Origin of the sequence: Desulfococcus multivorans (assembly GCF_001854245.1) — a bacterium.
Lineage (GTDB): Bacteria > Desulfobacterota > Desulfobacteria > Desulfobacterales > Desulfococcaceae > Desulfococcus > Desulfococcus multivorans.
The window spans coordinates 1,835,720-1,849,975 of sequence record NZ_CP015381.1; the positions used below are offsets into that span (position 1 = coordinate 1,835,720).

The following is a 14,256-nucleotide window of genomic DNA, read 5'->3' on the forward strand; positions in this document are numbered from 1 at the left end:
AGGATGCAGCTCATTGAAGGTAAAACGTCTCGGGATTTGCTCAGCGAGAATAGGGCGCCAGTTAAAAAATTTCGGGTCGTCATTTGCGGGCTCGCGGCGATTTCGCAGGAATATCAGGCAATGACCGATCATGTCATTGCAGAGTATACCGAGTTGCAGAACGGGCATGAGCGCGTTGAGCCGGAAACGGGCGATCCGCCCCCAGAACACTATGCACTGCACTATCTCCCAAGCTGCCGGGGCATAACGGGCCGCTTTGCGAAACGCCCTTGCTTTTGGTTGATGTTTATGTCTATATCTCGCGATATCGGCAGGATTCATCCATAGGGAACTTTCACCCCCCCCTCCATAAGTTACGCCTATGCCGGGTGTATACCTGTCCGTGCACCGGATTGCGATTTCGATGCCGATGCGTGGCAACCGGTGATCGGCAGCGTTATTCACCAAAGAAAATACCGGTATGAAACGATGTGATTGGGCTGATTCGAACCTTCCGCAAATTGAATACCATCACTCCCCATAACCGAAATCGGCCGATAGATGGTACGTACTGTCAACCGGCGGTCGGCGGCCCCGTCCCTTCGCCGCTAAGCCGGAGCATTGGGCATGATCATCAACAATAAAAGGGAGAATAGCATGAAAAAGTATGGCGCCGAGTTTTTTGGAACATTCTGGCTGGTTCTTGGCGGATGCGGCAGCGCGGTTTTAGCTGCTGCGTTCCCGGATGTCGGCATTGGTCTGCTTGGCGTGTCACTGGCATTCGGTTTGACCGTGCTCACCATGGCCTTCGCTATCGGGCACATTTCCGGCTGTCATCTCAACCCGGCGGTTTCTTTTGGTCTCTGGGCCGGGGGCCGCTTCCCGGCAAAAGAACTCTTGCCCTACATTGTCGCGCAGGTCCTGGGCGGGGTTGCGGCAGGTGGTGTTCTGTATCTGATCGCTTCCGGTAAGGCAGGCTTTGATGTGTCCGCCGGCTTTGCCTCAAACGGCTACGGTGCCCACTCGCCCGGCGGGTATGGTTTGCCGGCTGCCCTGATCACTGAAGTGGTCATGACCATGATGTTTCTTCTGGTCATTATGGGCGCCACCGACATTCGGGCACCACAGGGGTTCGCACCGATTGCAATTGGTTTGTGCCTGACGCTCATCCATTTGATCAGCATCCCGGTTACAAACACCTCGGTCAATCCTGCCCGCAGCACGGGTGTTGCGCTGTTTGCAGGCGATTGGGCGATCTCACAGCTTTGGCTGTTCTGGGTGGCCCCGATCATCGGCGGTATGCTGGGAGCGGCGATCTATCGGTTTATCGGCAGCGAAAAAAGCTGACAGGTGTTTGTCCATCCCCTGGCTGATGTGAGGTGAATGGAAAGGGCTTTGCATGTTTGTAACGTTGAGTCTTGCCACGTTTCTGCTCGTCCTTGTGACGCTGTTGCCCCTGTGGCGCCATCCGCACTGGATCATTCGAGGGATGGACTTCCCGCGCATGCAGTTTTCGGTTGCGGCAATAGTCCTGTTATCGGCGCAATCAATTTTTCTGGATTTTGGGAGCACGGGCGCGTGGATGCTGATTGTTCCAACGCTCTTTTGCCTCGCCTGGCAGTTCTGGTGGATTGCACCCTACACGCGCTTATGGCCGCACGAGGTTCAGGCGGCGGAGGAAAACCGTTTTGAACGGCATCTCAGCATTATGACGGCCAACGTGCTGACCCCCAATCGTAATGCCGAGGCGCTTCTTGCGCTGGTCAGAGAGCGCAGCCCCGACGTTCTGGTTACGCTGGAGTCTGATCAATGGTGGCAGGACCGACTGGACACCCTGCAGCCTGAAATGCCGCATACCATAAAGTGCCCGCTGGATAACCTCTACGGCATGCACGTGTATTCACGCCTGCCCCTCGATGAGGCGGAGACCCGATTTCTGGTCGAGGATGACGTTCCGTCAATGCATGCCCTGTTGAGACTGCGTAACGGCGCCGGCGTCCGGATTCATTTTCTGCATCCGGCGCCGCCGAGCCCTACGGAGAATGCCGAATCCGGAGAGCGGGATGCCGAGCTGCTGATCGTCGCCCGCAGCATTACCGACAGCGCGCAGCCGGTCATCGTCACCGGTGATCTCAACGACGTCGCCTGGTCGGCGACAACACGACTTTTTCGCAAGATCAGCGGTCTGTTGGATCCGCGAGTAGGTCGAGGCATGTTCAACACATTTCATGCGGATTATCCCTTTCTTCGCTGGCCGCTGGACCACCTTTTCCACAGCCGGCATTTCACGCTGCGTTCCATTGAACGCCTGCCGCCGATCGGGTCGGATCACTTCCCGCTGCTCGCATCACTTTCGTACACGCCAATGGAAGGGATCGCTCAGAACGGCTTGGAAGCCGACAGCGATGACCACTCGTGGGCAGAATCCATCATTAAGGAACAGAACGTGAGTCCCGCGGATGTTCCCCAACCCGGCGAGTGAGTCTGCTTTTCAGCTTCTGACCCATGCGTGAACCAAACTCAGGGACGGCATTACGGGAACTGTCGAGGCAGGGGGGCCTTTCAAGGCAACTTCAATCGGATAGACAAAGACATCGTTTGGCACCGTCAATCCACCGGTGCAACGCACGGTCGGCACCGGTGGATGTAACGTGCCGTTTCAAAAAAGAGGGCGTTCGGCAATTTTTTCCCGCCGTATCCCTCGGTTTACTCAGATCCGGTCGATCCTGACAGCGCAGGCCTTGTACTCGGCTGTCAGGGTGAAGGGATCGAAAGCCGGATTGGTCAGCCAGTTGGCACAGGTCTCCCGGAAATGGAAGGCCATCCAGACCATGCCCGGCGGCACCTCCTGGGTCACCCTGGCCCGAACCGCTATCTCGCCCCGGCGGGAGCTGACCTTGATCATTTCACCGTGTTTTATGCCCAGGGTCCGTGCATCCGAAAGAGAGATATCGGCGCTTTCTTCACCCAGGATGTCGTTGAGGCCCTCGCACCGCCCCGTCTGGGTGCGGGTATGGTAGTGGCTGAGCCTCCGGCCGGTGCTCAACACCAGTGGGTATTCCGAATCCGGCACCTCGGCGGGCGGTGTCCAGTCCGCCGGCGTGAAAATACCCAGACCGCACGTGAACTGGCCATCCCGGTGGAGAAAGCAGGTTCCGGGATGCGCTTCATCCGGACAGGGCCACTGAAGTCCATCTCCCTCGAGGCGGGCGTACTTGATGCCGCAGAGCTGGGGCGCCAGTACCGACACCTCGTTGTCCCAGATCTCCTGGGCGCTGTTCGACTCCCAGTGATGGCCCATGCGCCGGGCGATCTCCCGGAAAATCCACCAGTTGGGCCTGGCCTGACCCGGCGGTTCACTGGCCGTCCGGACCCGGCTGACCCGGCGTTCACTGTTGGTGAAGGTTCCGTCGTTTTCGCTCCATGCCGCAGCCGGCAGGACGACGTGGGCAAAACGGGTGGTCTCGGTGGGGAAGATGTCCTGGCAAACCAGGAATTCAGCGGAGGCCAGTTCGTGCTCCACCTTCCGGATATCGGGCTCGGTGTTGGCCAGATTTTCGCCGAAGATATAAAACCCGCGGATCCGGCCGTCGACAAGTCCCTCCATCATCTGGGGGATCATGAGGCCGTTATTCTCCGGCAGACTTGCAACCCCCCAGGACTCGGCGACCTTTTTTCGGGCCTCGGCGTCGGTCACCTTCTGGTATCCTGGAAAGACGTTGGGCAATGCCCCCATGTCACAGGCGCCCTGGACGTTGTTCTGACCCCGAAGGGGATTCACGCCGCCGCACTCCATGCCCATATTGCCGAGGAGCATCTGGAGATTCGCCATGGTGACGACATTGTTTCTGCCGCAGGTATGTTCGGTGATGCCAAGGGTGTAGCAGAGCATGAGCGGCTTGACCGATGCCAGAATGCGGGCGGTTTCCCGGATCTTTTCCGCGGGGATGCCGCAGATGTCCGCCGCTTTCTCCGGCGGATATTTCGCCACCGTCTCCTTGAGCAGGTCGAAATCGACCGTGCACGAGTTTACGAATGATTTGTCGTAGAGGTCCTCTTCGATAAGCACCTGCATCAGGCTGTTGGTAAAGGCGATGTCGCTCCCCACCCGGATCGGCAGGTGCAGATCGGCGAAATCCGCCAGCTTGTGTCGACGGGGATCCACCAGGATGAGTTTCGCTCCGTTCATGACGGCATTCTTCAGGAACGTCGCGGCCACGGGGTGAGCCTCGGTCATGTTGGAACCGACAACCAGGAACATTTCAGCCCGTGAAAATTCGTCGAAAGAGTTGGTCATGGCACCTGACCCGAATGTTGCCGCCAGACCGGCGACAGTGGGGGCGTGTCAGGTACGGGCGCAGTGATCAATGTTATTGGTCTTGAACACTGCGCGAAAAAGTTTCTGCATCTGATAGGAATCTTCATTGATGCTCCGGGCACAGCTGACGCCGGCCAGTGCATCCGGCCCGCTCTCGGCAATGATCTGCTTGAATTTGTCGGCTACCAGGTTCAGCGCCTCGTCCCAGGAGGCTGGCCTGAAATCCCCTTTTTCATCCCGGATGAGCGGGGTTTTGAGCCGTTCTTCCGAGTAGATGAAATCGTACCCGAACCGTCCCTTGACGCAGAGGCGGCCCTTGTTAGGCGCCCCATCCTCGACCCCCGTCACCTTGACGATCTTGCCGTCCTGGACATGGAGCCATTGCTGGCACCCTACGCCGCAGTATGGACAGGTGGTGCGGATCTTTTTCGCTTTCCAGGGACGCCAGACATACCGGGATTTCTTTTCCACCAGGGCGCCCACGGGACAGGCTTGGACGCATTCACCGCAGAATACGCATTCGGAGTCGATAAGGGCTTTGTCCTCGGCGGCGACGATCTTGCTGTCATAGCCCCGGTAGCCGTGACTGATGGCCCGGTTGACCTGGACCTCGTTGCAGGCCTGAACGCAACGGCCGCAGAGGATGCACCGGGAAAAATCCCTCACGATCAAAGGGTTCTTCAACTCCGTTGGGTATTTACCCGGATTGGGCGTGAAACGGCTTCCCCGGACCTGATACTGGAACGCCAGTTCCTGGAGTTTGCAGTCTCCCCAGACCGGACAGAGATCACCGGTACCGTCCATGTTCTGGACACCGAGCTGGAATCCGGTCCAATCGTCATCGGCCACGCCGCCGGGAGCGGCGCAGTTGTGGTTTCCCGAGGCCAGCAACAGTTCAAGGACCATGCGCCGGGCTTTGATGACCCGGGGGGATTCCGTTTTGACGTCCATGCCGCGAGCCGCGGGGGTGGCGCAGGAAGGCATCAGAGACCGGGCGCCTTTCACCTCCACCACGCAGATACGGCACGCGCCTGTGGGCGTGGTACCTTTCAGGTGACACAGCGTGGGAATGCGGACGCCGTTCGCCTCGGCGACCTCGAGAATGGTCTGCCCCGGCGTGAATGTCACCTCGTTGCCGTTAAGAAAGAATGCGTTTTCCGACATCGTTACCTCTGTCTTTCAATCGGGTGGATAATATCCGACCGGCGGTAAAACCCGCTTTCGTGGGATGGACAGCGGCGGGGATACGTTCCGTCGGGGGTTGAAACATCTTTATAGGTTTGTTTAGGTTCCTTTGTGTCGTTAAAACAGATCAAACAGACCTTTAATGACTACATGGGCCTATTAACACACCCAAATGCATTGTGTCAAGATTGACATAATGGTCTGATGGGTTTCGTCTTGCCTGAAGGAGTGGATGCATGATAACGTGTTGAATATTATGACTGAAGAAAAGAAAACGTTTTACATCCGTTCAAAGGTCTGGATCGAGGACGAAGACGGAAATGTGGTTTTCGGATTGGGTCGCATGAGAATCCTCGAAGCCATTGAGCGTCTGGGCTCCATCAATGCCGCCGCCAAGGCGCTCAAGATGGGTTATCGGGCGATCTGGGGAAGGATCACGGCCTCGGAGGAGCGCCTGGGAAAAGCACTCCTGGTCCGGAATATCGGCGGGTCGTCCGGTGGTGGATCGCAACTCACCCCCTATGCGAAATCCCTCATGGAAAAATTTCGTAACCTTCACCGCACCGTAGAGATCGAATCGGATGCCCTGTTCGAAAACGTGGCCGTCTCAGGGATATCGCCTGAACATCCGATTGAAAAAACGTGACCTTGACGCTTTCGGTATGCGTGATTTTTGTGCGCCGAATGGTTACAGGGTATGAACGGCCGAAGCATCGAAGGCAAGATATACTTCTTTGCCTTCTTTGATGGATAGCTCAAACAGCAGGCGCTTGGTCATCAGAGACTTGAAGGTCAACGCCCCGACGGCGGTGTGAATCTCGTAAGAGAACCCTTGGTCAACAATCCCCATCACGGTTCCTTTGTAACAGTTCTTCCCGCCGGAGGACTCCGGCGCATTCAGGCTTACGGCAACATCTTCGGGCCGTAACGCTATGTATCGACTGTCTTGGGCGGGCTTTTTCGCCAACGTCACCTCCACCGATTTCGCAAAGGCTTTTGTATCGACAAAATTTGCGCGGAACAGATTTTTCATTCCGACAAAATCCGCAACAAATCGAGAGACAGGTCTTTGAAATATCTCCTCGACCCTGCCGACCTGCTCGATTCTGCCCCGACTCATCACTGCGGCGCGATTGCCCAGAGACAGGGCATCGACAAAGTCATGGGTCACCATCATGAAGGTGGTTGGAGAAGCGGTGTGAAGTTTTTTCAGCGTATTTCTGATCTCTTCACGAAAATGGGGATCCAGTGCAGAGAGGGGCTCATCGAGAAGCAGAACACCGGGATTGACCATCAGGGCTCGCGCCAGGGCCGTCCTCTGGCGTTCTCCTCCGCTCAAGTTGAGGGGTAATCGATGTTGAAGATGGGTGAGATCGAGGGTGTCCAGAAGATAGTCCAGGCGGTTTTCCAGCGCCTTCTTTTGACGTTTGGCATACCGATGGCCATAGGTGATGTTTTTCTCCACCGTCAGATGGGGGAAAAGGGCATAGTCCTGATATACAATCCCGACGAACCGTTTTTCTGGGGGTAGACGGGTGACATCTTTTTCGTTGAGGATGATTTTCCCGCTCTTCACGGGAACGAGACCCGCGATGGCTTCGAGAAGCAGCGTTTTGCCGGCGCCTGTGGGTCCCATGAGGACGAAAAATTCATTGGCCCCTATTTCAAGATCGATGCCGCTGAGTCTGAAATCTCCGAGTGCGATGTGAAGATTCTGGATGGCAATCAAGCTTCACGTCCGGACCGCAGGGTGACCACCCGCAGCATCAGAAACAGGATAAGGCAGACGCAGACCAGCCATACCGCCACCGGCTGGGAATATTTGAGCCCGTAACCCTCGAAGCGTTCATATATCATTACCGGCGCCGTCATGGGATGGTAGGCGACAACCACGACGGCGCCGAATTCACTGATGGCACGGGCGGAGCACATGATAACACCCGCGATCATGCTCCGCCACGCCAGGGGGAAGGTGATCCGGAAGAACGTACTTGCCATCGATGCCCCAAGGCTTCGGGATACCTTCTCCAGTCGGGGTGGTATGCTCTCAAAACCGTCTTTTGCGGCGTTGATGTAAAAGGGCATGCCAACGAATGTCAGAACGATAACGATTCCCGTGACACTCCCCATGATGCGGATGCCCAGCTCCGACAGGAGATGTCCCAGCCAATGATTTTTTCCCGCAACACTGAGGATGGCGATTCCCACGACCGGGTGGGGAATGACAATGGGCAAATCGATAATGCCTTCCACGAGTCTTTTTCCGCGAAAACTGTGCCGGGCGAGCAGATAGGCAAGCGGGGTTCCGAAGAAGAACGATATGAGACCGGCCAGACCGGCGGTGTAGATGCTGAGCCATATCGACCGCAATACATCCCTTGATCCGGCCGTTTCGAGGAGCAATGCCAAAGAAGGTGCCTTGACCATCTCCATGAGCGGCAGCAGAATGAACACCATCACCGCAAACCCGCAGGTGATGGTGATCCATAAGAAAGGTTCCTTTCCCGGCATTGTCGGAACAGGCTTCCGTCAGAGTTTGACTTCCACCAGCGGCTGCAGTCGCTTCGGAAGTTGATCCTGCATCGTTTGTGTTGGCACTCTGCCGGGGACAAACGGCGGTTGACCCATCTCCTTGAGGATCTTGAGCCCCCCTTCCGGATTCAGCAGATATTCCAGGAAGGCGATCGCCGCTTCCGCGTTCGGAGCGTTCTTGATGATGCAGGTCCCATATGTAACGGATTCTCCCTTGATGTTCATGAACTGACCCGGTTCCTTGCCCGTGACCTTGACGACCGCTTGCTGGTAAAGATGGTCATAACGGTAGTTTCCAAGGTTTATCTCGTCGGGAAGAGCGATATAGTTCAACTCATGCTGTACCGCCACGGAAAGGTATTCCCATGCATAATCCATGTTGCCCGTCTGGAGAAGGGAGATGAGTTCGACCGATTTCGGACGGATATTTTCTTTGGGTCGGTTGGCGATCATCTTCTCGTAAAGTCCATCCACCTGGTAGTGTTTTTCGGCGAGCTGGAGTACCATGAGGGATCGATACCCGCAAGGATCGAGGTCGGGATCTGAATGGCCCCATACGACATCCTTTTTAAGAAGGATATCGTACCAGTTTTCGGCATTGATATCGTTGGCGTATCTGCTTTTGTCCGTATAGCAGAGCACAATCTGGTTGGTGGCAAAACGGATATTCATATCGGCGTACTCGGGGATGAGCAGTTTGTCGATGACCTTATAATCCGCCGAGACGATGATGTCGCAGGGTTTCTTGAGGTCCGTCACCTTTCTCGCACATTGTTGACTCCCGCCGGCTTCGCGCAGCACGTCAACCTTCGGGTATTTCGCCTCGAAAGCCTTTTCCATTGTTTCAAAAGGAAGCGCAAGGCTTCCGGCATGAAATATGACCAGATTTCCCGATGGTTCGGCGAAGCCGTTACACAGGGACCACGGTAGAATGGAAAGCGCTGCAAAGACCAGGATAGTGATCGTTGCTGTTTTTTTCATGCTCGAACCTCCTTATTGGCCTTTAGATGTTAAATCGGAATGTCAATCCGCCACCTTGACCGGTTTTCGGATTCTTTTCACGTTTCAAGGGGCATGCATCATGAAACAGCATCATTTTAATCTATATATCATTATCACGGGAAAAGAATAGATGTCAATATTGGTTGATATCAGGGCATTTTCATGATTTTTTGTTTAAAAAATTTTTTTATTGCCCCAATATTCCTATGCCACCCATCGTCGATATGTTGGTGGTCTGCAAAAAATCAGCCCGAGAGATCATGGTGAGAACGCGAGGAGCGACAGATCCCCCGGCATCAAGGGATCTTCGGGAAGAATCTCAATAGGTATTGTTTCTGTTCGAATACGTGATATACAGTTTGAATTTACCTCTATATTGAACTATACTAACTCACTTTTCGGTGTTTTAAGCACGCCAGGTTGAACGTTAAAAGAGATGACTCGACTTTCGACTTTCATCGGCCGGTGCCGGTCACCATCATGAAAGTCGAAACTTAAAAAGATTATTGAAATTTAAAAGGTCGTATGAATGAAAGCATATTTCGGTTTTGATGACACGGATACCCACAATTCCCTTTATGGGACGGGCAAGCTCGTCAGATGGTTTCAGCAAAAGCTTTCCGTTGAATCTCAATGCATCGGCGTCGTGCGCCAACAGCTTCTTGTGTGCGACGCCATTCCGTACACGTCCCATAACAGTGCGGCATGTATGATCGTGGAAATACCCGACCTGTCGATGTTGGATCAGATGATCGCCGATGCCGTTTCCCATATCGAAAGTCACGCCGCTTTGGGGAGTGATCCCGGCTTGTGTGTGGCGGCAGAATGTGATTCGAATCTGGAAAATATCGTTGAATACGGCCGTTCTTGCACCCATACGATATCCACCCAGAAACAGGCGCTTCAGACTGCAAAGAATATCCATCTCTCGGGTCACGGCGGAACCCATGATGGTATTATCGGTGCGGTTGCGGCGGTGGGGCTGACCCTTTCGGGGTGGTCGGGGCGGTTCATCGAGCTGAGAAATCTGCGTGACTGGCCTGCGCAGGCAACCGTATCCGAATTGAAAGACAGCGGCATTGAAACCCTGTCGATTGACCGGGATGCAAAAGTTCCTGTCCCCAGTGACATTGTCATCACTAACGGTTGGCTGCGTCCGCGGCTGATCGGTCATCGACCTGTGCTTCTCGTCAGACCTCAAGGGCAGTCCATTTGGACAAATATCGACGGAAAGCGCATCAAAAACGGTCATTCAACGATGAAAAACAAACCGTTGACGCAGACCGAAACGGTCAAATCCGCTTAGTGCTAATCTCTTCATACATTTCGACAAACCGCAAAAGCTTTTGAGCTTGATTTTTCATATAATCAATCCAGAAGCTTAAGATTTCGACACCTTCGGATGTGAGCTGGTAAACCCTTTTGGCCGGACCGGCTCCATCCGTTTCCCATTCCGAAAACACCAGCCCGTTTTCTTCCAGTTCCCTCAAATGACGATAAATCATTCCAGGGGCCACCTGACCTTCTATAAAACCGAACACGGAAATTTTCTGAATCAGTTCGTATCCGTATGACGGCTTGATTTTCAGGGACAGCAATATAGAGGCCTGTATATACCGTTCCGTCTTTTTCGAACCCAAATGAACAGATGTATTTTGTTTTCTTGACATAGGTATTTTAAGGATATATTAATTTTTTAGAACATATAATCTTTTATCAGCCGGGAGGGTGTCATGGCAACAAAAATATTTGTGCGCGAAAGACGAAAAATCGAAAAGGGTGAAAAAAAACCAAGATTTCGAGTCGTTGGCGTCAGTGGTTCGGATGTCAAGGTTTATGTCAGCCACATCCGCAAAACTGAACTTGATCAAATCAGCAGGGAGACCGGTGCTGACATCATTTATCTGCAGGGCGGCCAGGGGCAGAAAACCGGTGAAGGCCGGCAGGACTGAAATTTGGCAAATGGAGAAATGTGTAAATGATTCTGGGCATCCGGTTGTCCGGGATGCCCAGAATCAGGGAACTGCGCAGATGATGTGACCGATGTTGTCTGTCGTTTCTAATCTTTGTAAATGATGGTGCCGACGTGTTTTCCCTCAAGCGCATCCAGTATATATTCAGGATGCCTCAATGCATCGATGATCTGTAGTTCCTTCAAACATTTGGATCGCTGAAGCAGGCTCAGGACAGGCCGTTCGACGATGAGGTCGTCCAGATCCAGCGCCATGAGTTCCCGGGCGGATATCCGTTTGAAGAATTCAAGGGTTCCGCGTTCGGACTCGTTGATCTTTTTCGGGTCTTTATCGAACAAGCCCTTTTCATCCTTGAGAAATATCAGGGAACGCGCACCGATATTTTCAGCCAGAAGAAATGCGCCGCAGTCGGTCCGGTGTGGTGGAATCGAGCCAAATTCTGCCGGGTGTTCAAAAAAGCCGTAAGGCGGGATGCCGTAGGTGATCGGTATGTAGCCCAATCGGCAAAACATCGTCAATTGTTCCAGATTGTCTCCATGGCCGATCTTGACGCCGCCGTGCTTTGCCAGCAGAACCGACAGCATTTCCGCGTTTTGCCAGGAAACCTTATCCCCCAGTTTGGACAGCACCCCGGTCGGCATGCCCAGGTCGACACCAATATTATAGACATGCCGCGCCCGGGTTCCCCCGCCGGTCATCAACAGTATCTTGTGGTTGTCCTTGGCTTTTATCAGGACGTCCAAAATGGGGAGCAACGCCGTCCGGCCGCGGTCCATGATGCTCTGCCCGCCGATTTTGATGACGTTGATATCCGGGTGCATGCGGAAGTATTCCGCAGCTTCGGTGCGTTCAAGCAGTTTCTTGCTGACCAGGGACTCTCCCATCAACGGCGAATCGATGTGAAGCCTGCCCTTGTCCGGTTCCTCTTTTATCAATTTAGCCACGTTTATCTGCTTTCATAACGGTTAAAATAGATTGCGTTGAAGCTGATTTGAAAAACGATATCATGATCCCGATAAAAGGTCTACGGTCTTTCACGCTGCTTCGTTCCCCGTTCAGAAGGCAAGCGTCACCATTCCCTGCCCGATGTGTTCGTCCTGATCGTCGGTCGCGGTGTCGGTTTGCAAAAATGAATAATTGGCCTGGAGTTTCAGGTTGTGACCGTTGAGATAGTAGGTCAGCCCGACCGTATACTCCTGTTCATCGTTGTCGCCGCTGTTGTCGGGATTATCCGGATCCACGTAAGCATAGCGTGCCGCCAGCTCAAACGTCTTCGGAATGACGAAATAGCCTCCCTGAAGAAAAAAGCCCTGAGCGCTTTCCTTTCCAAAGGGGGTGGCTTCATCCGGATCGATGCTTCGGAAATGATAACCGCCTTCCACCGAAACATTTTGATACTTGAACGCGAGATCCGCCGTCAATTGATATACATCGCTTTCCACGGACATGACATCGGTGTCGCCCAGTATGCCGGCCAGTGTTTTCCTTTCCCCGGGATCCAGGTTGGGAAGATACGCCCCTGCAACACCAACGGCCAGTTTCGGGGTGTCCGGTGCATCCAGCGCAGCCTGCGAATAAGAATAGGGACCCAAAGGGGTCAGGACCAACCTGGCAATGTACATGAAATCACGATCGACATTGCTTTGATTGGCGCCGCTGCCGTTGAAAACGCCCGCCTGGTAGGTTAACATGTCCTGAAAAAATTTTCCGGAAAGTTGTAAACCGATATCTCTCTGAAGGGAAAATTCGCTGCTGGCGATGGACCGATCGATCAGCTGAAGGTTGAAGGCCGATGTCATGAATTCGCGGTCAAAGGGGAGCTTGTACTGACCGATCTTGGGTTGAACCGCGTCAAAATAGTCGGCTTCGATGTAGGCATCCCGCAGGGCTGCGTCACCGCCTTCCAAAGTGATTTGCGTGCCGTATTTCATCCAGGGATAAAACACGTTGCCCCCGGCCAGAACGCGCGCCCGTCGCACCCTGAAGGTCGACGTGTCCGCTTTACCTTCCCGTTCCCGATAACTGAACAGGCCTTGAGTTCGAACGTTCAGGGTCAGGGAATAGCGGTCGTCCGTCGTTTTGATATAGGCGCCTTTTTTGTAGCCCACCTCAACGTTCCGGGTCCATTCGTCACCGGACGGCTTTTCCTGCTTGGCTACAGGTGCTGATGGTTCTTCCTCCGCCTCAATTTCCTTTGCTATGGATTCGGCTTCTTCACTTGTAATGATGCCTTTCTTGATCAGGATTTTGATCAGTCTTTCGGTCTGATCCGCTCTGACCGCCGTGGCGAAAAAAGTGACCGCCAATATAACCGTCAATACCGCAATCAGATTTGACTTTCCCTTCATGCCGTTGTCCTCCCTTCCCGTCTAAGTATTTTCAGGATCGATCCCGATCTCCATCAACACCTGCAACTCCTTCAGTGACCAGTAGATACGCAGCTGCGCCGTCGGATCCACCACCCGGCCGTCGTTGTCCGGAGCCCCCGGGGACTGTCCCATTCATCCCGGGCAGCAGGTCATGGGTAATTTTTGTGGTTGCGTCCGTCACAAAAGTAATCCGAATCCATCTCTCTCATGTGATGGTAAGCGGCTTACGCGGTTGGTGCGACAACGCTGAAAACTGCGATCATGACACCATATGCGAAGGCACCTATAAAGAGTATCTGTTTGTACATGGCGCATCTCCTTTTCTCAAGATTATCCTCTTCCGGAAATAGATGTTTTTTTGAAATATTATACGTAGTAACCTAAACTTTTTTCACTGAAACAATTAAAACCGATTGTACGGTTCAAAAACACCTTATAACGGTTTAAAATAACCGAGATTAAATAGTGACGGATTGGGATTTGTTACGCTACCCATCATGTTATTGTCAACCTAAATCAAGAAGGGTATAAGTCATAAAAGGTAATTATAAGTGGATATAAGAAATTATTGAACGATTAGATTGTAGTATTGAAAAAATAATAGATGATAAATTCCAATTAATACATTTTGGTGAGGCGGCCAAGTTGCGGGCTTGATCAGCGGCATTGACCTTGACGGCAGATACTCATGATGTATATCGGTGATGCATAGACGTCATTGTTAACCTGGGGCATGAACGGCATGATAAGATCGCTGATATATGGGTAGGCTTAACCTCAGATCGCAGCATTGGATTGTGTCGAGGCCTTTGAATGCTGTCGCCCCCGGAGCATGGAAAGGTGGTCTACGCTATGCTTTTTCCGACCTGTTGCGACGACAAGAAGAATCGGCACAAGC

The 14,256-nt window shown here is 53.3% G+C and carries 13 protein-coding genes; 5 read left to right on the top strand and 8 right to left on the bottom strand.

What is annotated here, in order from left to right; translation table 11 throughout:
• Positions 1–606 precede the first annotated feature (606 nt).
• Positions 607–1,326 carry an aquaporin Z gene (aqpZ, locus tag dmul_RS07950; RefSeq protein WP_020875565.1) on the top strand — a complete coding sequence of 240 codons (720 nt, stop codon included), beginning with the start codon at positions 607–609 and terminating at the stop codon, positions 1,324–1,326.
• A gap of 52 nt (positions 1,327–1,378) precedes the next feature.
• The gene (locus tag dmul_RS07955) at positions 1,379–2,461 is read left to right on the top strand and encodes an endonuclease/exonuclease/phosphatase family protein (protein WP_020875566.1); all 1,083 of its coding nucleotides are present in this window, start codon (positions 1,379–1,381) and stop codon (positions 2,459–2,461) included.
• 228 nt (positions 2,462–2,689) lie between these two features.
• Here the strand turns inward: dmul_RS07955 and fdhF are convergent, their stop codons facing one another.
• Positions 2,690–5,461: a formate dehydrogenase subunit alpha gene (fdhF, locus tag dmul_RS19710; RefSeq protein WP_078081236.1), complete on the bottom strand. Its 2,772-nt coding sequence runs from the start codon at positions 5,459–5,461 to the stop codon at positions 2,690–2,692.
• A gap of 277 nt (positions 5,462–5,738) precedes the next feature.
• Between fdhF and dmul_RS07970 the strand changes: the two genes are divergently transcribed.
• The gene (locus dmul_RS07970; RefSeq protein WP_040414327.1) at positions 5,739–6,128 is read left to right on the top strand and encodes a winged helix-turn-helix domain-containing protein; all 390 of its coding nucleotides are present in this window, start codon (positions 5,739–5,741) and stop codon (positions 6,126–6,128) included.
• 42 nt (positions 6,129–6,170) lie between these two features.
• Here the strand turns inward: dmul_RS07970 and dmul_RS07975 are convergent, their stop codons facing one another.
• Genes dmul_RS07975 through wtpA form a run of 3 tightly spaced genes read right to left on the bottom strand, consistent with a single transcriptional unit; the run spans position 6,171 to position 8,995 of the window.
• Positions 6,171–7,211, bottom strand: coding sequence for an ABC transporter ATP-binding protein (locus dmul_RS07975; RefSeq protein WP_020875570.1), 1,041 nt, complete (start codon positions 7,209–7,211; stop codon positions 6,171–6,173).
• The gene (locus tag dmul_RS07980) at positions 7,208–7,993 is read right to left on the bottom strand and encodes an ABC transporter permease (RefSeq protein WP_020875571.1); all 786 of its coding nucleotides are present in this window, start codon (positions 7,991–7,993) and stop codon (positions 7,208–7,210) included. The genes dmul_RS07975 and dmul_RS07980 overlap by 4 nt, the downstream gene beginning before the upstream one ends.
• A gap of 18 nt (positions 7,994–8,011) precedes the next feature.
• Positions 8,012–8,995 (bottom strand): tungstate ABC transporter substrate-binding protein WtpA, encoded by a 984-nt coding sequence (gene wtpA / locus dmul_RS07985; protein WP_020875572.1) that lies wholly within the window; start codon positions 8,993–8,995, stop codon positions 8,012–8,014.
• Positions 8,996–9,545: 550 nt separating this feature from the next.
• Here wtpA and dmul_RS07990 point away from each other — a divergent pair.
• On the top strand, positions 9,546–10,322 hold the full coding sequence (locus dmul_RS07990; protein ID WP_020875573.1) for a hypothetical protein: 777 nt from the start codon (positions 9,546–9,548) through the stop codon (positions 10,320–10,322).
• Here dmul_RS07990 and dmul_RS07995 read toward each other — a convergent pair.
• A complete protein-coding gene (locus dmul_RS07995; RefSeq protein WP_020875574.1) occupies positions 10,309–10,686 on the bottom strand; it encodes a PadR family transcriptional regulator in 378 nt (125 codons plus the stop codon). The genes dmul_RS07990 and dmul_RS07995 overlap by 14 nt on opposite strands.
• Before the next feature lie 63 nt (positions 10,687–10,749).
• Here dmul_RS07995 and dmul_RS08000 point away from each other — a divergent pair, with 63 nt between their 5' ends.
• Positions 10,750–10,968, top strand: a complete 219-nt coding sequence (locus dmul_RS08000) for a hypothetical protein (RefSeq protein ID WP_020875575.1) — start codon at positions 10,750–10,752, stop codon at positions 10,966–10,968.
• Between the two features lie 107 nt (positions 10,969–11,075).
• Here dmul_RS08000 and dmul_RS08005 read toward each other — a convergent pair whose 3' ends face one another.
• The 3 genes from dmul_RS08005 to dmul_RS21065 form a co-directional block, all read right to left on the bottom strand.
• Positions 11,076–11,933, bottom strand: a complete 858-nt coding sequence (locus dmul_RS08005; protein WP_020875576.1) for an amino acid kinase family protein — start codon at positions 11,931–11,933, stop codon at positions 11,076–11,078.
• Positions 11,934–12,044: 111 nt separating this feature from the next.
• The gene (locus dmul_RS08010) at positions 12,045–13,337 is read right to left on the bottom strand and encodes a phosphate porin (protein ID WP_020875577.1); all 1,293 of its coding nucleotides are present in this window, start codon (positions 13,335–13,337) and stop codon (positions 12,045–12,047) included.
• A 21-nt stretch (positions 13,338–13,358) separates the two neighbouring features.
• Positions 13,359–13,490 carry a hypothetical protein gene (locus tag dmul_RS21065; protein WP_257785906.1) on the bottom strand — a complete coding sequence of 44 codons (132 nt, stop codon included), beginning with the start codon at positions 13,488–13,490 and terminating at the stop codon, positions 13,359–13,361.
• Positions 13,491–14,256 lie beyond the last annotated feature (766 nt).